The sequence below is a fragment of the Acidisoma cellulosilyticum genome (assembly GCF_020621385.1).
GTDB lineage: Bacteria > Pseudomonadota > Alphaproteobacteria > Acetobacterales > Acetobacteraceae > Acidisoma > Acidisoma cellulosilyticum.
On the sequence record NZ_JAESVA010000006.1, the window covers coordinates 137987 to 161266 of the forward strand.

The 23280-nt window shown below is 61.7% G+C and carries 22 protein-coding genes; 9 read left to right on the plus strand and 13 right to left on the minus strand.

The window, feature by feature from the left end; genetic code table 11:
* Positions 1 to 171: 171 nt before the first annotated feature.
* Positions 172 to 780: a class I SAM-dependent methyltransferase gene (locus ACELLULO517_RS18130; protein ID WP_227308830.1), complete on the plus strand. Its 609-nt coding sequence runs from the start codon at positions 172 to 174 to the stop codon at positions 778 to 780.
* Positions 781 to 860: 80 nt separating this feature from the next.
* Here ACELLULO517_RS18130 and ACELLULO517_RS18135 read toward each other — a convergent pair whose 3' ends face one another.
* Entirely contained in the window at positions 861 to 2147 is a 1287-nt protein-coding gene (locus ACELLULO517_RS18135) for a porin (protein WP_227308831.1), read from the minus strand.
* A gap of 599 nt (positions 2148 to 2746) precedes the next feature.
* Between ACELLULO517_RS18135 and ACELLULO517_RS18140 the strand changes: the two genes are divergently transcribed.
* Positions 2747 to 3577, plus strand: coding sequence for a hypothetical protein (locus ACELLULO517_RS18140; RefSeq protein ID WP_227308832.1), 831 nt, complete (start codon positions 2747 to 2749; stop codon positions 3575 to 3577).
* A 41-nt stretch (positions 3578 to 3618) separates the two neighbouring features.
* Here the strand turns inward: ACELLULO517_RS18140 and ACELLULO517_RS18145 are convergent, their stop codons facing one another.
* Entirely contained in the window at positions 3619 to 3819 is a 201-nt protein-coding gene (locus ACELLULO517_RS18145) for a hypothetical protein (protein ID WP_227308833.1), read from the minus strand.
* 748 nt (positions 3820 to 4567) lie between these two features.
* On the opposite strand from ACELLULO517_RS18145, the gene ACELLULO517_RS18150 reads away from it, so the two are divergent.
* The 3 genes from ACELLULO517_RS18150 to ACELLULO517_RS18160 all read left to right on the plus strand — a co-directional run bounded on the left by ACELLULO517_RS18150 (position 4568) and on the right by ACELLULO517_RS18160 (position 7090).
* Positions 4568 to 4789, plus strand: coding sequence for a hypothetical protein (locus ACELLULO517_RS18150; protein WP_227308834.1), 222 nt, complete (start codon positions 4568 to 4570; stop codon positions 4787 to 4789).
* Positions 4790 to 4875: 86 nt separating this feature from the next.
* Entirely contained in the window at positions 4876 to 5769 is an 894-nt protein-coding gene (locus tag ACELLULO517_RS18155; RefSeq protein ID WP_227308835.1) for a LysR family transcriptional regulator, read from the plus strand.
* A gap of 97 nt (positions 5770 to 5866) precedes the next feature.
* On the plus strand, positions 5867 to 7090 hold the full coding sequence (locus ACELLULO517_RS18160) for a YbfB/YjiJ family MFS transporter (protein WP_227308836.1): 1224 nt from the start codon (positions 5867 to 5869) through the stop codon (positions 7088 to 7090).
* 3 nt (positions 7091 to 7093) lie between these two features.
* On the opposite strand, the gene ACELLULO517_RS18165 is transcribed toward ACELLULO517_RS18160, so the two are convergent.
* Entirely contained in the window at positions 7094 to 8287 is a 1194-nt protein-coding gene (locus tag ACELLULO517_RS18165) for an MFS transporter (RefSeq protein ID WP_227308837.1), read from the minus strand.
* Between the two features lie 99 nt (positions 8288 to 8386).
* Here ACELLULO517_RS18165 and ACELLULO517_RS18170 point away from each other — a divergent pair, with 99 nt between their 5' ends.
* Positions 8387 to 9400, plus strand: coding sequence for an AraC family transcriptional regulator (locus ACELLULO517_RS18170; protein WP_227308838.1), 1014 nt, complete (start codon positions 8387 to 8389; stop codon positions 9398 to 9400).
* Between the two features lie 46 nt (positions 9401 to 9446).
* Here the strand turns inward: ACELLULO517_RS18170 and ACELLULO517_RS18175 are convergent, their stop codons facing one another.
* Both ACELLULO517_RS18175 and ACELLULO517_RS18180 read right to left on the minus strand, forming a co-directional pair.
* Positions 9447 to 10676, minus strand: coding sequence for an MFS transporter (locus ACELLULO517_RS18175; protein WP_227308839.1), 1230 nt, complete (start codon positions 10674 to 10676; stop codon positions 9447 to 9449).
* Positions 10670 to 11602 (minus strand): LysR substrate-binding domain-containing protein, encoded by a 933-nt coding sequence (locus ACELLULO517_RS18180; RefSeq protein ID WP_227308840.1) that lies wholly within the window; start codon positions 11600 to 11602, stop codon positions 10670 to 10672. The genes ACELLULO517_RS18175 and ACELLULO517_RS18180 overlap by 7 nt, the downstream gene beginning before the upstream one ends.
* A 129-nt stretch (positions 11603 to 11731) precedes the next feature.
* Between ACELLULO517_RS18180 and ACELLULO517_RS18185 the strand changes: the two genes are divergently transcribed.
* Both ACELLULO517_RS18185 and ACELLULO517_RS18190 read left to right on the plus strand, forming a co-directional pair.
* The gene (locus ACELLULO517_RS18185) at positions 11732 to 13069 is read left to right on the plus strand and encodes an LLM class flavin-dependent oxidoreductase (protein WP_227308841.1); all 1338 of its coding nucleotides are present in this window, start codon (positions 11732 to 11734) and stop codon (positions 13067 to 13069) included.
* A gap of 361 nt (positions 13070 to 13430) precedes the next feature.
* On the plus strand, positions 13431 to 13700 hold the full coding sequence (locus ACELLULO517_RS18190) for an HU family DNA-binding protein (protein WP_227308842.1): 270 nt from the start codon (positions 13431 to 13433) through the stop codon (positions 13698 to 13700).
* Between the two features lie 83 nt (positions 13701 to 13783).
* Here ACELLULO517_RS18190 and ACELLULO517_RS18195 read toward each other — a convergent pair whose 3' ends face one another.
* From ACELLULO517_RS18195 to ACELLULO517_RS18230, 8 genes are read right to left on the minus strand one after another with little or no spacing between them, the layout of a single operon-like run.
* On the minus strand, positions 13784 to 14614 hold the full coding sequence (locus ACELLULO517_RS18195; protein WP_227308843.1) for a M55 family metallopeptidase: 831 nt from the start codon (positions 14612 to 14614) through the stop codon (positions 13784 to 13786).
* Positions 14615 to 14648: 34 nt separating this feature from the next.
* Positions 14649 to 15467 carry a M55 family metallopeptidase gene (locus ACELLULO517_RS18200; protein WP_227308844.1) on the minus strand — a complete coding sequence of 273 codons (819 nt, stop codon included), beginning with the start codon at positions 15465 to 15467 and terminating at the stop codon, positions 14649 to 14651.
* A gap of 45 nt (positions 15468 to 15512) precedes the next feature.
* Complete coding sequence (locus tag ACELLULO517_RS18205) at positions 15513 to 16799, minus strand: C69 family dipeptidase (protein WP_227308845.1); 1287 nt, start codon at positions 16797 to 16799, stop codon at positions 15513 to 15515.
* Between the two features lie 23 nt (positions 16800 to 16822).
* The gene (locus ACELLULO517_RS18210; RefSeq protein ID WP_227308846.1) at positions 16823 to 17830 is read right to left on the minus strand and encodes an ABC transporter ATP-binding protein; all 1008 of its coding nucleotides are present in this window, start codon (positions 17828 to 17830) and stop codon (positions 16823 to 16825) included.
* Complete coding sequence (locus ACELLULO517_RS18215) at positions 17823 to 18812, minus strand: ABC transporter ATP-binding protein (protein WP_227308847.1); 990 nt, start codon at positions 18810 to 18812, stop codon at positions 17823 to 17825. Before ACELLULO517_RS18215 ends, ACELLULO517_RS18210 begins: the two co-directional genes overlap by 8 nt.
* 2 nt (positions 18813 to 18814) lie before the next feature.
* Positions 18815 to 19630 carry an ABC transporter permease gene (locus ACELLULO517_RS18220; RefSeq protein ID WP_227308848.1) on the minus strand — a complete coding sequence of 272 codons (816 nt, stop codon included), beginning with the start codon at positions 19628 to 19630 and terminating at the stop codon, positions 18815 to 18817.
* Positions 19627 to 20571 (minus strand): ABC transporter permease, encoded by a 945-nt coding sequence (locus ACELLULO517_RS18225; RefSeq protein ID WP_227308849.1) that lies wholly within the window; start codon positions 20569 to 20571, stop codon positions 19627 to 19629. Before ACELLULO517_RS18225 ends, ACELLULO517_RS18220 begins: the two co-directional genes overlap by 4 nt.
* A gap of 51 nt (positions 20572 to 20622) precedes the next feature.
* The gene (locus tag ACELLULO517_RS18230) at positions 20623 to 22206 is read right to left on the minus strand and encodes an ABC transporter substrate-binding protein (protein WP_227308850.1); all 1584 of its coding nucleotides are present in this window, start codon (positions 22204 to 22206) and stop codon (positions 20623 to 20625) included.
* Between the two features lie 375 nt (positions 22207 to 22581).
* On the opposite strand from ACELLULO517_RS18230, the gene ACELLULO517_RS18235 reads away from it, so the two are divergent.
* Entirely contained in the window at positions 22582 to 23190 is a 609-nt protein-coding gene (locus ACELLULO517_RS18235) for a helix-turn-helix domain-containing protein (protein WP_227308851.1), read from the plus strand.
* Positions 23191 to 23280 lie beyond the last annotated feature (90 nt).

Below are 23280 nucleotides of genomic sequence, written 5' to 3' on the forward strand. Positions count from 1 at the left end.
TTCAATGGCAGCCCTGAGAGAAGGCCGAGACTCGGCCAATTCCGGCAGGACATTGATCAGGAAAATATGCGCGTCTCTCCAAAACGGTTCGACTCCTCGCGCGACGCCGCCCCTTGCCACCCCGGACAGCCCGCGGCAGACTCGCGTGCTCTATGCTTTTGGCCAGGTGTGATGATCGATAATTCCGACGCCCGGACCCTCGCCGCCTATGACGCGGATGCGGCAAGCTTCGCCGAGGATTGGGAGAGCCAACCCAAGCCTACCGATCTTCATGACGCGGTGTGGCGGTTCTTTGCGCCGGGTCCGACCGCCGATATCGGCTGCGGCAGCGGGCGCGACACCGCCTGGCTCGTTCAGAACGGCTTCGCGGCAACCGGCTTCGATGGCTCAACGGGATTGTTGCAGGAGGCAAGCCGCCGTCACCCTGGCATTCGCTTCGTCCAGGCCATGCTGCCGGAACTGGCCGGTCTCGCGGATGCGAGCTTCGCGAATATTCTGTGCGAGACGGTGATCATGCATCTGCCGCCGCATGCGATTACCCCCGCCGTGACGCGGATGGTCGATCTGCTGATGCCGAACGGCAGCCTCTATCTCACCTGGCGCGTGACAGCGGGGCAAGATCGTCGTGACGACAATGCCCGGCTCTATACGGCCTTCGATCCTGATCGGGTGCTGCAGGCCCTGACCGGCACGACATTGCTATTGAACGAGCAAACAGACAGTGCCTCATCGGGCAAGGTCATCCGCCGTATCGTCGCGCGTAAGAAATTTGCTGCCTAACCGCTAAACGCAATTGCGGGGTTTCGACCCGAATGGATCGAAACCCCGCTTGCTAACCAGCGAATGCTAGCCGCGTCAGTTTACCACTGGATCTGGGTGCCGACGCCGAAGAGCTGAGACTGGACCTGGTTATTATCGGTACCGGCATTGCCGGTCGCGAAGTTATAGCCACCCTGCTGACGGACACCATAAAGGTAATCTGCGAACAGGTTCACGCCCGGCACCAGGGTATAAGTCAGACCCGCCGCGACACCGGTATTCTGCTGCTGACCGGTCGTCAGACCGGCGGAGGTGATGGTCGCACCTGAGCCAGCATCGATACCACCGGGCAGATCGCCCGTCTGGTTGAAGCGGAAGAAGCTTGCACCGACAACCAAAGGTCCGGTCGTATACATGCCGCCGACCAGCCAGCCGACCGCTGCGGTGCCGCCATCGGGTTCAAGCTGGAAGGTGTCGCCGTCCGCCATATTGAAGGCACCGTAGGACGAATTGCCACCGACCGTGAAACCGGCATAGCTGACGGTCGCACCACCCGAGAGGATGCTCATCTGCTTGTAGCCGGTGACGCCGTCCGGATCACCGGTATTCGCGACCTGTCCGGCATTTGTGTAATCAAGTCCGATCTGCACGCCGAGAGGGCCGAACTTGTTTGTGTACTGGCCGCCGACGTCGATCATGTTGCGCGGCATGCCGCCCGCAATCGGCGTCGCCGAAGACGTGACCACCGGTCCGGTGTTTTCGGCCGTCTGGTTCGGCGTGAAGCCGACCGCAAGCTGCAGACCCCCGAAGGTCGGTGACAGATAAACGATCTTGCTCGACGCCTGATCATAGGCGCTGCCGCTGTCAGGGAAAGGATAGACCGCGATGGCGTTGCCCGGGATCATGCCCTCGATATCGCCGTTCCAGCCGCCGTCGTTGAACCCTTCAAAAGTGCCGGTTTCAAAAAGGACGGAAGGGCCGTTTTCCTGGCCGAAGCTGACCTGGCCGAGTTCGGGCAGGCCAAGATAGCCATAGGCCTGGAAGACATACAGCGTTTCGCTGCTGGCCGCCTGGCCGCCGTTCATACGGATTTCAGCGGCGGCACCATAATGCAGACCATTGGCGGCGACGCCGTCGAAGCCCGGATAAAGGCGCATATAGCCAAGAAAATTATCCGTGCTGGTCTTTTCGCCCGTCGCGCTATTGTTATCGAGGGTTGATCCCTCAACACCGGCGTACCAGTTCACGCGTCCGTTCAGACGAACCGTGATCGATCCCGGGGATAGCTGGGAAGCGGCCGGCACCGTCTGCGCCATGGCCGAGCCCATAAACCCGATGCCGCCAACGCTCGCAAACGCTGCCACTCCGGCTAAAAGTAATTTACGCATTTTCGTCTCCACCTGACCGGCTTTTCATTCTTCTTATCTCGTTGCGATCCCTTCATTGAGGGAGCGAACGTTGGTAGCACGGATAATTCGGTAATCTTTTCCACACGTGACTGCAACATGGAAAACACAGGAAAGTTCGGAATGTGGCCGGATTAACACATGCTATTTATGTTATAAGAGTCATGCATTGTTTATGATCTACCCCAAAGCGGCGCCGTAGTTGTAGGGAGTGCAACAGGAAATAGTCTTGTTACATAAAGCAAAGTTTCTGGCCGTTGATCTGTCCGCTCACGATTTTGAGAGCGGGTTTGGTGTTGAATGATAGAATCGGCCGGACTTGGCGTTCCGGCACGAAGTTTAGAAAGAATAAGTAAAAAACAATCGACTTCGAATAAGTTCATGCCCTGAAACGAACACCGCCTCATTTTGTGCATTTTTGTCACACATCCCAGAGCTTGTTTTCGGATGCGCTTTACTATGGGTGAAGGTCTTGTTTCTTTCGGCGACGATCAGGGATTTGATCGCGCATTGAATATTGACGCTTTTTCTTGAAGACCCCGTAAAAACCAAGGCCTTACTCATCAAAAAGAGTAGAAACCATGATGCAGGCGCCCTTATCGGCTCCCATACGGCTGTCGCATTACCCAAGCGTGCTTGAAAGCCAATCGGTTGTTGCACTGCTCGACAAGGCCTATGCGAATGATTGGGCCCGCTTTCTCTCCTGGTGCGAGGACAAGCACGCCGCACCGATTGCAGCCGAACCGGACAGCGTGGCTGAGTTTTTGGAAGCCGAAGCGGCTTTAGGCTATGGTGCTCAGACGATCAGGCATCGTCTTGCGGCGATCGGTCATATGCATCGGCGCCATCGGGCGGTGCCGCCGCTTCTGCATCGCGACGGAAAGGTTATTCAGCTTGCACTGACGCGCATCGGGTCTGCGCGGGGCTCTCAAAATCCCTGGCAGGCGACGACGACGATTCTTCGAAGCATTCTTCTGAGTATTGAGGAGGATGCGCTTGAAGCCAGCAGAGACCGTGCGCTGCTGGCTCTTAGAATAGCGGGGGCTTTTCAGCTGTCCGAGCTCGCGACGCTGACTTTGGCCAAGATCAAACGCCAAGACCATCAGTTGGAAATTAGTCTTGGCAGTTGGGGCAGCCGTATCCCCAACCGGCGGAATGTGCTGACCATCGTCGATGATGCTGTCTTGCAACCTGTGGCATTGCTGGACGATTGGCTGACCCGATCCAAGCTGCGGACGGGCCGCGTATTCCGTCAGGTCGCTGCCAATCAAGCCAACGGCAATCCCATGACTAAGCAGGATATCGCTGCCGCCATTCAAGCCCGCGCTCTCGCGGCGGGGTACGGCGATGATGTATTGGACCGCATCAATGCCCGGAAATCATCCGCCAATACGATTGGTTGCGCGGTATAAAGCCCCACCTCTCACGTCAGACAGGGCTTTATACGGGCGATTTACGCGTTCGTCCTAGCCTTCTGGACCGCATTGCTGCGGCGTAGGTCGGCGATGACCGAGGGCATCTGCTCCCAGACATGCCGCAATCCCGGATCTTGCTGCGTCATGATGGCGGCCCGCTCCTCGGCGATCGCCGCCGCCTGATGCCCATATCGTTTGATCAGAGCAAGTGCGATCTCGACGCTGTTTTCTTGTGCCATCCTGCCTCTCCCCTTGGTCGAATGATCCGGTCACATATGGCCGGGCGGCATTTTTTCAATCGATCTTTCGGTCGTCCGCAGACCGGCCGCTGCCTCTATCCCCGTCGAAGCTTCAGCCAGGGCTCGCGGCCTTGGGCCTTGCCTCGGCCCGGCCCCGCAGTGACCGGACAGGGTCAGCGCAAGGCTCTTATTCGTCTGTCAGACAAGGAAATTGAACAAAAGTTCCCCTTCGCCGCAAAAATTGCGATTGCGGCGCACAAAACCCTTGCGGAATTCAGAGGGGAATAGTAGGTAATTAGTCGCAGCGACGGCGGTCCAGGATCGTGTCGCTGCTTTCTTGGACGTTTCCTCCCTAAACTTGGCGGTACTTCGGTACCGCTTTTTTTTGCCTAGGGCAGCGCCTCTAGAGCACGCGGTTTCGGTTTTGACAAGGGATCATTTCCTCGGCCGTCATGTTCGCGCAATAATGTTCCAATATTCGCTATAACGAAGCAGCCCGCAACCGAATAGCACCGCGCGATCTGCCATAGGAAAGAAAGTGCCGACCGGCCTCCATCAGCACCGCCGAGCATGCAGCAGAAGACTGTGACCGATCGCGCCATCCGATATGTCGAAGGCCGAATCACGGAGTCTTCAAGAAATCGGTTTCCATAAGTTACAAAGTAATTTGTGCATTGCATCTACGGGAGACTTAGCATCGGCGGGGTAAGGCGCCGCTTATGCCGAAAGGCCAAGGGAGAACAAGGTGATGCAGACAGTCACCGTTTATAATTACTGGACCTGGGTGCCAGGCGAGGGTCTTGGCAAAATTGCCTGCCGCAAGCGCACGCAGCAGCAGATCGAGGACATCTCCGGCATTCCCATCCTGGTCACGCGGCAGGACGTGGATGAGGCCGAGCTCAGCCTTGATGGCTCCTACAAACCCGAAAGACGGGACGGCTGTCCCAACCAAACCGTCGCGGCGCTGTAGAACATCGATCACCATCTTAATCTTAGATGACTGGAAGGCTAGGTCAGCATTTGTTATGATGATTGGCCTTCAGTCTGGAGATCAGGATGGAATACGCAGACCTGCGCGTTTTGGAAGCGGTCGCGCGGCACGGCAGCATGAACCGAGCCGCCGTCGAGTTGAATATGGTGCAATCCAATGTCACCGCCCGCATCCGCATCCTGGAGGATCAGGTCGGCACGCCGTTATTCGATCGCAGCCGGCGCGGTGTCGTGCTGACGGCGGCAGGGCAGCGGCTTTTGCCCTATGCATCGCGGCTCTCCGCCATCCTGAAGGAAGCCTATGCGGCGGCGCGGGATGATGGCGTACCACGCGGCATGCTGACGATCGGCTCGCTGGAAACGACCGCTGCCCTCAGGCTACCGCCGATTCTCGCATCCTTCATGCAGGCCCATCCCTCGGTCGATCTGGTTTTAACGACGGATACGAGCAATGCCCTGGTGGAAGACGTCCTGGCCCGCAAGCTCGACGGCGCTTTTGTCGCCGGCCCCGTGCAGCATCCGGATCTGCGGGAGGAGACGGTTTTTCAGGAGGAGCTGATGCTGGTGACCGCGCCCGGCGTGACCAGCCTCAAGGCACTCGCGCGCCTGCCGGAGGTCAAGATCATTGTCTTCCGGCGCGGCTGCTCCTATCGCCAGCGACTGGACAATCTCCTTGCTCAGCTTGGCATTCAGACCGCCAGACATCTGGAATTCGGGTCGCTGGACGCGATCCTCGGCTGTGTCGCTGCCGGTGTCGGCATCAGCCTTCTACCCAGGGCTGTCGTCAGCCCCTTCTGGCAGGATGGCCGGGTGCTTGCCCATGAACTGCCGCCCCAGGACGCACGGGTCGCCACCATGTTCATTCACCACAAGGATGTTCATCCCAGCAGCGCGCTGCGGGCCTTTCTCGCCACAGCCAGGCCCTTGCCGATGCCGCCCCAACGGATGGCGGCCGAGTAGGCGATCACGAAACCAGATTACCCTTCTCTCGATAATTCGTTATCCGAGATTAAGAATTGCGCTTAGCTATCTCGCCGTCCGATTGCGAGAGAATGGCATGCCCAAATCCCGATCCCGTCACGGCGCCAAGCCGGAGGTAAGCCCCGGCCGAGCAACCCTGGCGGCCGCCTGCGCCAGCCTGGTTGGTATCGGCCTCGCCCGATTCGCCTATGCGCCGCTTTTGCCCGCCATCATCGGCGCGCATTGGTTCGCACCCTCCGCCGCCGCCTATCTCGGTGCCGCCAACCTGGTCGGCTATCTGGCGGGCGCTTTGCTCACCCGCCCGATGGCGTCAAGGCTGCCGGCCCCCGCGCTGCTCCGCGGATTCATGCTGCTGGCGAGCATCGCCTTCTTCGCCTGTTCGGTCCCCGTCTCGCTGGTCTGGTTCTTCGTGTGGAGACTGCTGTCCGGCATTGCCGGCGGCGGTTTGATGGTATTGGCCGCGCCGACCGTACTGCCCTGGATTCCGCAATCGCGGCGCGGTGTCGCAAGCGGCGTCATCTTCGCGGGCATCGGCATCGGCATCGCGGCGTCAGGAACAATCGTGCCCCTGCTGCTGCAGCAAAATCTGGCCTTGGCCTGGGATGGGCTTGGCTTGCTCGCTTTGGTCCTGACGGCCGTTGCCTGGCGCGGCTGGCCGGCCAGATCGGCACCGGCGCCGACACTGGCAGCGCGGGCAAAGATCCCGGCGCATAGCCCGCTGCCGACGACACGGCTACGCGCGCTTTATGTCCAATATGCGCTGAACGCCGCCGGGCTCGTGCCCCACATGCTCTTTCTGGTGGATTACGTCGCCCGCGGTCTTGGCCAAGGTCTCGACAGCGGCGCGCAATATTGGGTTCTGTTCGGGCTCGGCGCGATCATCGGTCCGGTCTTGACCGGTCATCTGGCCGATCGAACCGGCTTCGGTCCCGCCCTGCGGCTGGCCTTTTTCATCCAGGCCGGTGCCGTCATCTTACCGGCGCTCGGCACCGGGACAGCGGGCCTGATCCTGTCCAGCCTCGTCATGGGTGCCTTCACGCCGGGGATCGTCCCCCTGGTTCTCGGCCGCGTCCACGAATTGCTGGCCCATCACCCATCCGCCCAGAAACAGGCCTGGAGCACGGCCACCACCGCCTTCGCCTTGCTGCAGGCCGGTGGCGCCTATGGCCTCACCTATCTTCTCACCGCGACCGGCGGTGACTACCGGTTACTATTCGTCATCGGTGCCTGCGCTTTCGCCCTGGGCCTTGGCATCGATCTCGTCGTCGGTGTTTCCTTATCCCGCAGACGCTTCGCCTGATCTTCAGCCCGGCAGGCTTCGGTTGACCCGCGCGAAAACGACGCAAGCGGTCAGCAGAAGCAGAATGCCGCCGGCCAGGAAGACGCCGGTGACACCGCTGAAGCTGAAGACCGATCCGCCGAGCGCGGCGCCGGCCGCAATGGCGATCTGCACGGCCGCGACCAAAATGCCGCCGGCACTCTCGGTCTCATCCGGCACGGAGCGCGCTGTCCAGGTCGACCAGCCGACCGGCACCGCGCCGAAGGCCATGCCCCAAAGCGCGACAAGCACCGCATGGGCCGGCAGGCCCAGATGCAAAACCGCAAGCCCCAGTCCCACGGCGCCGATGATCAGCGGCGCCAGTGTCAGCGTCAGGCGCAGGCTGCGCTCCAACAGAACGCCGGCCAGCATGGTGCCGACGAAATTCGCGACGCCGAAGCCCAGCAGCATCAGGGCGATCCCATTGGCGCCGATGCCGGCGGTGGTTTCCAGGAACGGCCTGACATAGGTGAACAAGGCGAAATGCCCGCCGAAGACGAGCACGGAGCAGATCACGCCAAGCCGCATGCCCGGTCGCAGCAGCACCTCCACCAAAGTCTCCAATCTCGCCGCGTGGTGGGACACCAACTTCGGCAGGAAGGTCATCTGGCAGAGCAGCGTCACCACACCGATCAGCGTCGCGAATAAAAAGACGCTGCGCCAGCCATACAGCCCGCCCAGATAGCTGCCGAGCGGCACGGCCACGATGGTCGCGACCGAAACGCCGCTGAACAGGATCGAAAGCGCGCGCGGCACCATGGGTGCCGGCACCAGCCTGATCGCAACCGCCGTCGCCATGCTCCAGAACCCGCCCAAAGCGATGCCGAGCAAAATGCGTGCGAGCAGCAGCAGGATCAGATTGGGCGCCGCCGCCACCAGCAGATTGGACAGGATGAGCAGGACCGAAAAGCCCATCAGGACAAGGCGGCGGTCCAGCCCACGGGTGACGACGGCGGCCAGAAGGGCCGCCACAAGGGCCACCAGCGCGGTCGCCGTCACTGCCTGCCCTGCCAAGGCTTCGGAAATATGCAGGCTCGCCGCCATCGGCGTCAGCAGGCTTGCGGGCAGAAATTCGGCGGTCACCAGGCTGAAGACGCCCAAGGTCAGGGAGAAGACGGCCGGCCAGGATGCCTTCTCAGGCACCGCGACCGACCAGTTCGGTTCCACACAGTCACTCATCACATTAGTCCTTAGTACGAACGGTTGCTCGCAGCATATACTGGGCGACCCGGACGAACTATGATAATAAGTCCGCGACTATTGATCGAAAGTCCGAATATGGCCTTGTCGAACCCATCCCTGCCATCGCTTGATCTGATGAGCGAGTTGCTGCTCGGCATGCGGCTGCGCGGTATCGAGTATCGGCGGATCGAGGTCGCGCCCCCCTTCGGCCTCAGCTTCGGCAATGCTTCGCAGCGCGCGCATCTCCATGTCGTGGTGTCCGGCGCGGCCTTTCTGCGCAGCGCGGAAGGCAGGATCTTCAGCCTGCCCGCTGGCACCGCTGTCTTTCTGCCGCATGGCGGCAAGCATCAACTGCTGTCGGCGATCGATATCCCTTGCCGCGATATCACAAGCTTTACGGGGGAGCCGCTCTGCGACGCGCTGTCCGAGATCAGGGATTGCGCCGGAAAACCCGGCTGCCCGGACAATACCCTCATTTTCAGCAGCTGCATGGAATTCGATCTCGGCGGCATGCAGCGCCTGGTGCGCCTGATGCCGGAAGCCCTGATCGTCGGCACGCTGTCGGAACGTCATCCTGAGGTCCTGCCGATCCTGACAGCCATGGAGAGCGAGGTTTGCGGACGGCGCGTAGGCTTCGGCGCCATTCTGGCGCGGCTCGCCGATGTCCTCTCCGCCATCATCGTGCGCGGCTGGGTGGAATGCGGCTGCGACGGTGCCGCCGGCCTCGTCGACGCCTTGCGCGATCCGCGCCTCGCCGGCGCCATCGCGGCACTGCATCGCGACCCCGGCCGCACCTGGACGGTCGCCGACCTGGCGGCGGAGACCGGCGCATCCCGCTCCGTCTTCGCGGAACGCTTTCACGCCGTCACCGGCGTGACGCCGCTGCGCTACGCGGCCGAGTTGCGCATGCGGCTCGCGACGCAATGGATCGGCAGCGAACAGATGCCGATCGATACCGTCGCCCATCGCCTCGGCTATGCGTCTCAGGCCGCGTTCAGCCGCGCCTTCAAACGGGTGACCGGGCAGCCACCCGGTATCGCGCGGGCATCACAGCTCAGGCCCCCAGATCAGCGGGCCGTCGCCGAGACCGCGTTCCCGCAGGAGCTGTGATTGACACAGCAAATGCATATCGGTCCGGCGCGCTCTTGACCTGACATCAGCGGTGCCGCTGTGATCTTGCGTAGCCGGCCAGGACCGCCATGCCGGCGAGCCCGCCGATACCCAAAGCGGCCAAGGCGCCCATAAGCCCGAGCGGGTCGATCAATGCGCCCGCCGCGATCATCCCGATCGGCCAGCTGCCGATGCAGACCGTGACCAGCCCCATGACCCGGCTGCGAAAGGCCGGCGGCGTCTCGGTCATGACGATGGTCGTCTGATGGATATTGTAGACCGCACTGCCGACGCCACCTAGGGCGAAGAGCACCAGCATGGGAACAAGCGCATGCGGCATGCGGCCGACGATCGCCGCCGCGATCAAAACCGAAAACAGAAGCGTGGCACCGCCCGCCAGCCATCGCAGCGGATGGCCCGGCAGCGGCCGCACGGCGACAAAAATACCAGCCAGCAGCGAGCCGGCGGGTTCGGCCGCCGCCAATACTCCGATCATGAACGGTGACAGGTCCAGCACCAGCTTGCCGATCGGCGTCAGTAAGGTGCTGTAGCTATAGCCAAAGAGATTGGTCAGGATCGTGACGCCCAGCAGCAGCACCAGCGTATGGCGGCGAACGGCGAAGGCCAGACCGTCGCGCAAGTCCTGAAGCGCGCCCAGCAGCGACAAGCGACGCAGAAGATCCTGCCGGTAGTGGATCCGCGCCACCAGAATCGCCATCCCGATATTCAGACAGGCCGAGAGCAGAAACGCACCGGCCAGGCCGAAATATTGATAGGCCAAACCGCCGAGCAGCGGGCCCGCGCACCGCGTCGCATAGCTCATCATGCTGTCAACCGCGACGGCGCGCAGCGCCAGCGCCGGGCCAGCGCTTTCGGCCACCATCCGTCGCCGCGCCGGCATTTCGGTCGCATAGACAAGTCCGCTGATCAGCGCTGCGATCCCGATCTGCCAAGGCCGCAGAACGCCTATGGCCGCCAGCATGCCGACGGTGCCGGCCGAAGCGGCACTCACCACCAGGCCGCCGACGACGATGCGCTTGCGATTGGTCGCGTCGGAAATGACGCCCATGAAAGCGCCTGTCACCAGAAGCGGCAGGCTGCGGGCGGCCGAGACCAGGGCGACATCGAATCCCGATCGCGTCACCTGCAGCGTGAACAAGGCCGCTGCCAGAACTTCCAGCCAAAGCATGGCGTTCGCGGCCCCGCCTGCGATCCATAGCGGCACCAGGCCCGGCGCCTTCAACAGGCGCTGCGCTGAACCGCCAAGTATCAGCATGGGCGCAGTGCCGGCGAATGGATCGATTTGACGCATTCGGTCGCGAGCCAGGTCTTGAAAGCCATAACCACGCTGCGTTGCGCGCTCCTCACCGGAATGGTGAGGCAATAGGGCTGATCAAGCGCGATCACATGACCGACCGGCACGACAAGCTGACCTGCCTCCACGGCTTCCGCGCAAAACATGCCCTGGCCCAGGGCGACACCCAATCCGCCGATCGCAAGGTCCAGCGCCGCGCGGGAGGAATTCGCCGTCATGCCGCGCTGCACGTCGCGGTCCGCCGTCACGCCGGCACTGTCGAACCAGCTCTTCCAGGTCGGGAAAGACGCGGAGGACGGCCCCCAATCCGTATGGATCAGCCTAGCCGCGAGCAAGTCTTCGGGTGCCGCCAAGGGACCGTATCTCTCCAAAAATGCCGGCGCGCAGACCGGATAGACGCAATCCTGCGCAATCTCTTCCGTCACATGCTCCCGATAATAGAACTGCCCGTAGGACAGACGAATATCGATCAGGCTCCGCTCGAAGGGCACCGGGTCATCTTCCCCGCGCAGGGATATGTCAATCGCACCATGATGATCCATGAAATCCGGCAGGCGGGAGGAGAGCCATCCCATGGCCACGGATTGTGCGACCGATATGACGAGGGACGATCGCCGCTCGCCGCCGCTGAGGTCCCGCGACACGGTTCTGATGTCGCCAAAGGCGCCGGTGACCTGAAGAAAAAGCTCCCTGCCCGCCTCGGTCAATACGGTGCTGCGATTGACCCGGTTGAAAAGCTGCCGCGCGATCTGCTCCTCCAGCCCGCGCACAAGCTGGCTGACGGCGGCGGGAGAGACCGCCAATTCGTCGGCGGCCGAGACGAAACTGCCCAACCGGGCTGCCGCTTCGAAAGCCTGCAGACTGCGCAATGACGGTGGAACGGCCATCGGCCCCCATGACGGCTGACAGGATAGATAAGCTCAGCTTTCCTATTTCCTGATATTTATCGTTTTTGGCAAGGGCAAATCCTGCGTAGCATCGGCAGCACGGTGACTGAGCGCAAAGGATGATCAAGAATGCCGAACGGAAAAATGATTTTGGCGGCGTTCTTCTACAACCCGCAGGGCGATCATCGCTTGTCCTGGCGGCATCCCCATGCACCAGGGCGAGAGATTTTCGATCTGGACTATTATCGGCGGTTAGTCGGAGAAGCCGAGCGCGCCAAGATCGATGCCATCTTCATCGCCGACCATCTCGGTATCTGGGACAATTACGACAGTGGCGTTGCGCATTACGCCAATGCGCGGCTGGAACCTATCTCTCTCGTCTCTGCCCTGGCGGCGGTAACGAAGGATATCGGTTTCATGGTCACGGCTTCGACCTCCTATAGCGAGCCTTACAATATCGCACGCACCTTCTCGTCCCTCGATCACATCAGCCAAGGCCGCATCGGCTGGAACGTTGTGACATCAGCGCTGACGGAGGAGGCGCAGAATTTTGGCCTTGACGGCAATATCGACCATGCCCGCCGCTACGACCGTGCGGCCGAATTTCTCGATGTCACCAAAGCTTTATGGGATAGCTGGGAAGACGGCGCGGTACTGATCGACAAAAGCTCGGGCTATTTCGCCGATCCCGCCAAAGTCCATTATCTGCATCACAAGGGCGAGCATTTCCGCGTCAAGGGTCCGCTCAATGTGCCGCGCTCGCCCCAGGGATATCCGGTGATCGTGCAAGCGGGATCGTCGGAAGCCGGCAAGAATCTCGCTGCCCTGCACGCCGATATCCAATTCGCTGTCATCCGCAACCTCGAACAGGGCCTCGCCTACCGCCGCGACATGAACGAGCGATTGGCCAGACAAGGCCGCACGCCGGAAAGCTTCCGCCTGCTTCCCGGCATCCTGCCGATTGTCGCATCCTCCAAGGACGAGGCTTTGGAGAAGCAGGCGGCGCTCGAATCCCTGATGATCGACCGGGTGGGCATCGACCTGCTGTCCAGCTGGGCCGGCGTCGATCTATCGACTTTCCCGCTCGATGGCCCGATTCCCGCTTTGCCGGATCTGGAAAGCTTCAACGGCTGGCGAACCTGGCTTAAGCTCATTCAGGAGGAATCGAACAAGGGCCTGTCCATCCGGCAATTGGCGCGCAAGATCGCGAATACCGGTTCCGTGTCGATGGTCGCCGGGACAGCCGCACACATCGCCGATCAGATGGAGGAATGGTTCGTTGCGGGGGCCGCTGACGGCTATAATCTGATGTTTCCCTTGCTGCCCGATGACTGGATGAATTTTATGCAGCAGGTCGTTCCGGAATTGCAGAAAAGAGGCCTCTTCAGGACGGAATATGAAACCGGCACGCTGCGGGACCGTCTGGGGCTGGCGCGACCGGAGAATTCCTTTGTGATCCCGAACTAACCTGGACAGTCAAGCAGCCAAGCACGGCGTCCGCGATAGCACCACCGTCACTTCGGAGTCGGAACAGTCCAACATCGTTCCAGGTCAGACGGTCCGATCTGGATTTTGCTTGTCATATCGTTATCGATATAAATAGAATGCCCAAGACCAGACCTTTTATAATACGGCCACCGGCTTCCGCGATTCGCGCCGGCCGCGACATCAGGCGCTGGCCCGTTCGGTCGGGTTTAAGGCATTTTTCTGCTTTGATTGACCGAAAGATTGAAGGCAAGGACCCGATTCTACCGATCTCATCAGGAGTTGCTTGAAAATGGCTAGCTTTGTGGCATAGAAGAACCTCCGTCCAACCTAGGATTGATCCATGTCCAAAGCCTTCCTTGCCCAGGTCATTCAGGAGAGTCTCGAAACCACCGGCGTTGCGGCCAATAAGGCAGCGACCGATGTTATCGATGCCATCGTCATGGAATTGAAGAAAGAAGGTGGTTTTACCCTTCCGTCCTTCGGAACCTTCACTGTCAAGAAGACAAAAGCGCGCAAGGCGCTCAACCCTCGGACCGGTGAACCCGTCAAGGTCAAGGCAGGCAAGACCGTGCGTTTCAAGGCCTCGCCCTCTCTCAAAAAAGCCGTCTGACGCGGCGTCTCGGCACGCCGCCGAGTCGCACGCATCCCAGACGCCAATCCTCGGCGATGAGGATTGGCGTCTGAACGGCTGTACTAGTTTGTGGAAAGTCTGACGTGACCGCCAAGGCTGGAGCAGACGCGCATCCAGCGAATCGCATCCAGGGCCGTTTCTGTTTTGAACCCCACGGTCAGCGGCGAACGCCGCTCCGCGACCGGAATGGTTGCGCAGATATCGGCAAAGAAGACGCTCGTGAACTTGAAAGCAACATCGCAGGGCTCAGCGACGCGATAGGGTTTGATGTGATGAGCGTCGCGCACGGCCGCCTCGGCGGCCTTACGGATCAAGGCCTGTGCCGCCCGCGGCGACAAGGCACGCGCCGCACGCTGACCCAAAGCTGACTTTACGCGCGCGAAATGCGAACCGAGGAAAAGACTGCCGCAATGCGCCTCCGTCACGTCATCGCCTGACAGCATGATAACCGGCACGCCCATGGCACCCGCATAAGCGCCATAAAACATCGCCTCCGACGCCGGCTCCCCGTTCAGCCAGGTACGCGCGAAAGCGAAATCGCTCGTTGTATGGGCAAGGACACCGTAATCCGCCGCCCTCGCATGGTAGCCGAGGCAGATCACCCCAGCGTAGCTGTCGTCAAGGCCCGCGAACATGCCGCCATGTTTGATATTGCCCCGGATCAGTTCGGCGCGCGGATCAAGAAGATCGGGCAGGATATTGGTCATCGGACCGTGACTGTCATTGACCAGAACTTCGGTGGCGCCGCCGACGAAGGCGCCTTCGATCGCGGCATTGGTCTCCGCCGTCATCAGCCTGCGCGCATCCTCATATTCGGCATTGCCCGGCCGCTGATGTGCAGGGATGACGACACCGGCGACACCCTCGATATCGGCAGACATATAGATTTTCATATCGGCTCCGCCAGATTGGCCCGTTCTTGCTTCGTTAGACGAGGTGACTGCCGAGCATGCAGCAGACGGCCATCCAGCGGATGGCGTCGCCGATCGACGGGGCCTCAAAGCCGACCGTCAATGCCGAATGGCGGCGCGCGACAGGAATGGTTTCGCATAGATCGGCTAACACCGCGCTGGTCAGATCCAATTCCAGCGCACAGGGTTCGGCGATCGTATAGGGTTTGATCCGTGTGGCGGACTGAACGGCGCGCTCGGCCGCATCGCGGATGCGGGCACGGGCCATCTGCGGCGACAGCGCTTTCGCGGCGCGCTGTCCCAGGGCGGTCTTGACGGTCACGACCTCAGCGCCGGGGAAAAGAGCGCCGCAGCTTCGCGCCGTCACGTCATCGCCCGACAGAAGAATGACCGGTACGGCCATCGCCCCGGCATAGGCGCCGAAGACCATCGCCTCCGAGGCTGGCAGGCCGTTCAACCGCACAGCGCTGAAATCCCGCGTGCTATAGGTATGGGCCAGCACACCGAAATCGGCGGCGGCGGCGTGATAGCCGACACACATCGCACCGGCATAACTGTCATCCAGACCCGCGAACATGCTGCCCGGCTTGATCTGACCACGAATGAGTTCGGCCCGGTCATCCAGCAAATCCGGAATCAGATTGATCATCGGCCCATGGCTGTCATTGACCAGCACTTCAGTCGCCCCGCCGGCAAAGGCGCCGGCAATAGCCGCATTCGCCTCCTCCGTCATCAACCGCCGGGAATGCTCGTATTCCAGGTTTCCGGGCTGCCCCTGTTTCGGCACCACAACCCCGGCCACCCCCTCGATATCGACCGAGATGAAGATTTTCATGATTGCGGTTGCCTCGCCAATTGACCGGATGTGCCAGCAAACAGGTTAAAGTGAAAGCGACGCCTCGGCATTGAAACGCTGCCACATGGCGGCATAGCCCGCATGGTCAAAGGCATAGGATCTGGTCTCCAACCGCTCGATCCAGCGTTCCGTCGCCAGTGCGGCCGCCTGCCAGCACCAGGCGACGTATTCGCTCTTGAGCCTGCTGGATGCCGTCCGAACCGAGACGGATTCCGCATGGAACTGCCGCTCCAATGCGTCGAATTCGGCGCGTATGTCCGGTTTCACCGCCTTGTAATGCGCCATGGCACGCCGGTGCAGCCGCTCATGCCGCCACCACAGCGTCTTCTCGGTATCGATCCCGCCGGGCAGCAGGCCGACCTCCGGCAGGGGAATCCCAAACAGCAGCGGCTTGAAGATGGAGAGGTCGGTCGCCGAACTCCCCGTCATCCAAACGACGACGCTGTCGGCCCGCGTCTCGGTGATCATCGCGCCCGTCGCGTGCCAGAAACGGGCCGGTGTCGGACCCGCATGCATGCAGACACGGACCGAACGCTCATCCTGCGTGACGTCATAGGTATCCTCATCGCCGACATCGCGCAGCACGGCGGCCATGTCATGCATGGTAATAAGACCACGCTTCCCCGCGAGCAGGCCGGCGGCACAGCTTTCACGCTCATCGGCGCCGGCCTCATATTCCCGCACCGGGTCCGCGAACATCGCGCGGAAATCAGCCTTGGCCCCACCGGCCGGCAGCGATGACAATTCCCAATCCGTGGTGATCTGGTAGCGGTTGGAGATCGCTTCCGTCGCTTTCGCGCGCCGCGCCGCCCAATGCTTGCCGGCGCAATTCACGACCCAGGCCTCGGTCCGATCCGATATCAGAAAGCCGCTGTCGAATTTGAAATTGCCCATCATCTGGACATTGCCGCCCTGGCCATAGGCCTCGACATGGGCGCCGATAACCGCGACCGCCTCGCGCGCCGTCGCCCCACGTTCCAATCCCAGACGCAGAAGGTCGAGGATGATGACGCCATCCTTCTCGGCGGCCTGGTTGCTGAAGGCCGCCTCATTGCCGATGGCGACACCATGCTCGTTGCAGCCGATCTCACCGCCCCAGGCCCAGAAGGATCGGTCCAGGATCACCTCATGCGTGTGCAAAGCCTGTGGAATAACCAGATGGCTGACGCGCACCAGGCTGCCCGCGCCATAATCCCGCGCCGGAAGACGCAAAATCTGCTGCGCCTCGTTCACTTCCGTATCGGCGTTCTTGGCCAGCAGCATGGCGCCATCGGCAGTCGCCTCCGGCAATGCGACGATCGTGTCACACATGGCCCGTCCTCCCTGTCCTTGCCCTATTGAATCGGGGCATTCATCGTCTCAACCGCGAAATGGCAGGCAGCCCAACGGCCGCCCGGCAAGGTCACGCGCGGCGGCGGGGTTTCGCAGATTGCCTGCGCATCCGGACAGCGCGTGCGGAACGGACAGCCGGATGGCGGGTCAACCGGGCTTGGCGGCTCGCCTGCCAGCGGCGTCTCGTCCCCCCGCAGGGCCGTCGGGTCCGCACGGGGGATGGAGGCCAGCAGCGCGCGGGTATAGGGGTGCGCGGGCTGCGCGAAGACCGCCGATGTCGGTCCGTTCTCGACCATGGTGCCGAGATACATCACCCCCACCGTCTCACACAGATATTCGATGACGCCGAGATCGTGGGAGATGAACAGCAGGGTCAGGTCCAGATCCCGCCGCAGATCATCAAGCAGATTCAGCACCTGGGCACGGACCGAAACATCAAGGCCGGAAACCGCCTCATCCGCCACCAGCAGCTTCGGCCGCACCGACAATGCGCGGGCAATGCCGACGCGCTGGCGCTGGCCACCGGAAAGCTCCGACGGATAGCGATTGGCGGCGGAGGCCGGCAGGCCCACACGCTCCAGCAGACGTGCGACCTCCCGCTCCACCTGATCGGCCGGCACAATGCCATGCAGGCGCAACGGCTCGGCAATCGCGCGCCCGATCCGCATGCGCGGATTGAGCGAGGAATAAGGGTCCTGGAAGACCATCTGCATCTGGCGGCGCAAGGCGCGGCGGCTGGCCGGATCAGCCTTGGTGATATCCTGGCCCTCGAACCGGATGGCGCCGTCATCGACCGAGAGCAGACCCAGCACCAACCGGCCGAGCGTCGTCTTGCCGCAACCGGATTCGCCGACAAGGCCGAAACTCTCACCACGGCCGATGGCAAAACTCACATCGCGCGCCGCCTGTACCCGTCGCTGCGGCTGGCCCATGAGACCGGCAACCAGGGAGCGTCGTAAAAGGAAGTATTTATCGAGCCCGATCACGGATAGCAGCGGCTGTTCAGCCATGGGTCGCCTCCGCTGTCGCCAGTGCCGGATGAAAGCAGGCGAAGCCGCCGCCACCCGCATCCTGCGTCCAGCCCGGTGCCGAGACCTCGCAATCCTCCTGCCGGTTCGGGCAACGCGGCGCGAAGCTGCAGCCCGGCGGCCGCTGCGCGGGGTCGGGCGGCATGCCGGCGATGGGATGCAGCGGATGGCCGGCGCGCGTGCCGCGCGGGATCGAGTTCAGTAGCGCGACCGTATAGGGATGACGCGGTGCCTCGAAAATCCGCCGGATCGGCGCTTCCTCCACGATACGGCCGGAATACATCACCGCCACACGGTCGCAGGTCTGGGCCACGACCCCCAGATCATGCGTCACCAGAACCAGCGCCATGCCGAGGCGCGACCGCAGGTCGGTGAGCAGACGAAGGATCTGCGCCTGGATGGTGACGTCCAGCGCCGTCGTCGGCTCATCCGCCAAAAGCAGCCGGGGGGAGGCGATCAAGGCGATGGCGATCGCCGCGCGCTGCCGCTGCCCGCCCGAAAGCTCGTGCGGATAGGAAGCCGCGATGCGCGCCGGGTCCGGCAGACCGACAAGACGCATGGCTTCCAGCATCCGCGCCCGACGCTCGGGCGCCGATCGCACACCATGATACCGCAACCCCTCGGCGATCTGCTGTCCGACCGTGATGACCGGGTTCAGCGCCGTCAGCGGGTCCTGGAACACCATGCCGATACCCGCCCCGCGAACGGATTGCAGCGCGCTTTCCTTGGCCTGCGCCAAGTCGACACCGTCAAAGCGGACAGAACCTTGGGTAATGCGTGCCTTGCCCGTCAGCAGGCGGATGATGGCGCGGATCGTCGTGCTTTTCCCGCAGCCGGATTCGCCGACGATGCCGTAGCTCTCGCCCGCGCGAATGGTGAAGGAGACGTCCTCGACCAGCGAGACCGTGCTGTCGCCGCGCGCAATGCCGATGCCCAGATGATCGACGTCGAGAAGATCCACCATGCTCAGGCGCGCCCCAATTCTGGCCGCAAGGCGTCCGCCAGCCCGTCACCCAGCAGGCTGAGCGAGATCGCGAGCAGCACGATGGCAAGGCCCGGAAAACCGCTGATCCAGGGCGCCTGGCTGACGAAACTATAGCCGTCCGCGATGATCAGTCCCCATTCCGGCAGAGGTGGCTGCGCGCCCAGACCCAGCCAGCCGAGCGAACTGCCGAGGAAGATATCCAGCACCGCGTCCGATGTTGCGTAGACCGCCGCCTGGACAATGACATTGGGCAGGATATGGCGGGCCAGGATGCGGGTATTGCCGAAGCCCAATAGCCGCGCGGCCTGCACGTAATCCGCTTGCTTGACGACCAGAATCTCGGCGCGGGTGATGCGCGCGTAGCTGACCCAGCCGACCGCCGCGACCGCGATATACATATTCTTCAGGCCCGGCCCGAGCACCGCGACGATGGCGATGACCGCGACGAAGAAGGGAAAAGCGACGGCGATATCGACCAGACGCATGGAGATGGCGTCCGTCAGCTTGCCGAAATAGCCGGCCGCCATGCCGACCGTGGTGCCGATGACGAAGGCTGGCACGACACAGAATAGCGCGATCTGCAGATCGATCCGGCTGCCATAGATAACGCGGGTGAAGACGCCACGACCCAGATTATCCGTGCCGAAGGGAAAGGCGAGGCTCGGCGGGTGCAGCGAATGCATGAGGTCCATCGTCGTCGGGTCACCCGGCAGCAGCATGGGACCGAAGATGGCGACCAATATCCAGCCCAGCATCAGACCGAGGCCAAGCTTGAGGTTGCGTGGCCAGTGCTTCATCCGATCTCGCTCCGCCGCACCCGGGGGTCCAGCATGATCTGGCCAAGATCGGTGATCAGATAGATCAGCACGACGATGATGCCGAACATCAGCGTCACCATCTGGATGGTCGGATAGTCGCGCGTGCCGATGGAGCTGATCATGAGCTGGCCGAGACCAGGCACGGCAAAGACATTCTCGACCAGCACGGTATTGCCGACCAGAAAGCCGATATTGAGGCCGAGCACGTTGAGGGCCGGCAGGATCGCGACGCGCAGCGCATGGCTGAGCAGGACAACGCGGCCAGGCAGGCCCTTGGCACGGGCGGTATCGATAAAGCCGGCCCCCAGCGCTTCGCCCAGGCTTGTGCGCAGCGCGCGCATCACCAGCGGCGCAACGTTCAGCGCGCAGGTCAGCGACGGCAGAAACAGGTTGTACAGCCGCGCGCCCCAGGTATTGCCGTAGCCCGCGATGGGGAAAAGATGGAAGGTTACCGCCAGCAGCAGGATAAGAATGAAACCTGTCCAATAGCTGGGCAGGCCGAGCCCGGCGGTCGCGACGACGCGCAGCACGTGATCGGCGCCCCGCCCTTGCTGTGTCGCCGCCAATATGCCCGCCGGCACGGCGATGACCAGTGAAATGACCGTGCTGTACAGCAACAGGACCAGCGTCGGCACCATCCGGTTCAGCACCAGCCGCGCGACCGGCTGGCCGTAATAGTAGGAGATTCCGAAATCGCCCTGAACCAGACTTTTAAGATAAAGCAGGTATTGCACGCCGATACTGCGGTCGAGCCCAAGACGCGCGCGGACGGCGGCCATCAGCGCGGGCGTCGCATGGATGCCGAGGATGGCCCGCGCCGGGTCGCCCGGAATAAGCCGCACGAGCAGAAAGACCGCGAGGGTTATTCCAAGCGCCACCGGTATCATCAGCAATAGGCGGCGCAGAATATAGGTCAGCATGCTTGCCTCATCATCCGCCGGCCCGGCCGACGGATGTTCTCATCAGAGGAATCAGCTCTTCCACACATCTTCCAGCCAGTAATTGCCGGTCGGTAGGATCCGGAAGCCACGGACATCGTCGCGCAGGGCGGTGATGGCCGGCGTCCAGTAAAGCCAGAGATAGGGCGCGTCGGAGAAGATCTGCCGCTGCATGTCCAGATAGATGCCGCGACGCTTGGCCTCGTCCAATTCACCCAGCGCGGCCGTCGCCATCTGGTCGACCTTCGGGTTGTTATAGAAGGTCCAGACAGAATCGCTGCCTTCGTCACCCGCACCGGCAAAGGCCACCAACTCGCAGGGGTCGAAGATGTCGCTGGTCATATAGCCCTGCGCCATCTCGTATTGGGATGCGCTCACCTGAGCGAGCTGCGTGTCTTGCTCCTCCGGCACGATGGTCATCTTGATGCCGAGCGGCAGCAGCATCTGCTGCACGATTTCGGCCACCTGGGCGAAGATCGTGTCCCCGCTATAGATCGTGCATTTCGCCGTGAAGCCGGTCGGCATGCTGCTGGCCGCCATCAGTTCCTTGGCCTTGGCGAGGTCATAGGGATAGGGCTTGTCCGTGACATCGGCCAGGAACATCTTGGGCAGGAAAGTGGTCGGCACTTCGCCATAGCCGAACAGGACTGCCTTGATGATGGCTTCCTTGTCGACGGCATAATTCATCGCCTGGCGGATCTTCACATCCTGGAAAACCGGCAGCTTTTCGTTGAACTGAATCCAGTCGATCCGGTCATAAGGCACGATCTGAATATCGATTCCAGACGCGTGCTTCAGCTTATCGACCTGGTTGAAGGGCACCTGCGTGCCGATATCGATCTCGCCCGACTGGACCTTTAACATCCGGACATTGTCGTCGGCGACGATCGAGAGCACGACGCCATCGAGGTAAGGACGCTTCGGATCCCAGAAATGCGGATTGCGGGCGAAGGTGATGCTGTCGCCCTTCTTCCATTCCGTCATCGCGAAGGGACCGGACCCGATCGGCTTATTGCCGAAGACATTGACGCCGACCTTGGTGAAATAGGCTTTCGGCACGATACAGGCGGCGTGAACAGAGACGGCCGCCAGGAAGGGCGCCCAATCCTGCTGCAGTTTGAAGACCATGGTATGCGCGTCCGGCGTTTCCATGCTCAGCTTCGGAAACAGCGAGCCGCACCAGGAATCCTTATCGTAGATCGCACGATTGAACGAGAATGCGACGTCCTCGGATGTCACGGGCGTGCCGTCCGAGAAGGTCGCGGCCGGGTTCAGATGGAAGGTATAGGTGCGCTTGTCGTCCGAAACGTCCCAGCTGGTGGCAAGGTCCGGTACGACCGAATCGCCGCTCGGGCTGGTGCGGACCAGCAGCTGAAACACCAGAAGCTTCGCCCAGATCGACATATTGTCGGACGGCACCACAGGCTCGAAAGACACGACATCCGCGGTACGCGCCATGGTCAGCACGCCGCCGCGCTTGGGCGTATCATCCGCGCGGGCCATCGGGGAGAAACCCACACCGGCCAGCGCGGTCGCCGCCAAGCCGAGCGCGGAACTTTGTAACAGCCGGCGGCGCGACAGCGCCATCGGGCGTGAGAATCCAGAGGAACCGGTCATGGGGCTTTGTCCTCGCAATGCCAAAGGGGAAAGGTCGAAGCAGGATGAGATGCACGGGCGCCGAAGCAATTCTGGGCGCAATTCGGACCCTTACTAAAGTTTCTGTCAAGAAAATTTGTGACTGGCGCGATCCGCGTCAGTTTGACCAAAAGGCGAGCATCGGCCTTACTTGGCTTTGCCACCAGTAAATCCCGATTTTTTCTATATCCGTTGTTTTATATGCATAAATACTGAGCAAATCATCCCGCTATCAGCTCAGTGCATTCTTCGCATTCAAAGTCTCGGGCGTTGAAATCACCCGAAGAGTGTGTTTCTTCTAAGAAAGACGTCGGGCCATCGGCTTGACGCTTAAGCTTATCCTGCGGGGAGCCCTTCATGTCGGCGGCCACACTGACCCAGACCATCGGGCGTACTCTCGCCGAGCTTCGACAAAGCCGGGGCTGGACCTTGAAGACCCTTAGTGAGGCCACAGGCGTCAGCGTGCCGGTTCTGTCCAAGATCGAGAACAACCAAACTGGCATTTCCTTTGAAACCGCGATGAAGATCATGGGGTCTCTGTCGCTCTCGCTGGATGAATTGACGGGCGACAAGCGGGAGCCTGCCCTAGTCAGCGGACGGCGCGCGATCAACCCGGCTGGTACCGCCCTCAAGATCCCATCCATGGGCCGCAGCTACGAACTCTTCGCGACCGAACTCCGCCAAAAGCGGATGGTGCCGATGATCACGACCGTCGATGTCCACAGTGCCGAGGAATGGGGTCCGCTCAGCCGTCATGACGGCGAGGAATGGATGTATGTGCTGGATGGAAGCATAGAATTACACACGGAACTCTATGCCCCGCTGACCATGAAAGCCGGCGACAGCGTCTATATCGATTCTGGAATGGGCCATGCCATGGTCGCGCTCAACGACGCGCCGGCAAGGGTCCTGTCCGTCTATGCCGGCACAGGCGCGCCCTTCGGCATGCCCCACTCCGACGGGTAACGTGACGCTCGCTCGGCGTCGCAAGCCCCTCCATCTTCGGTCAGGACGGCATCATCATCCAAGCGGTGGCAAGTCCTGACCGGGCTTGGT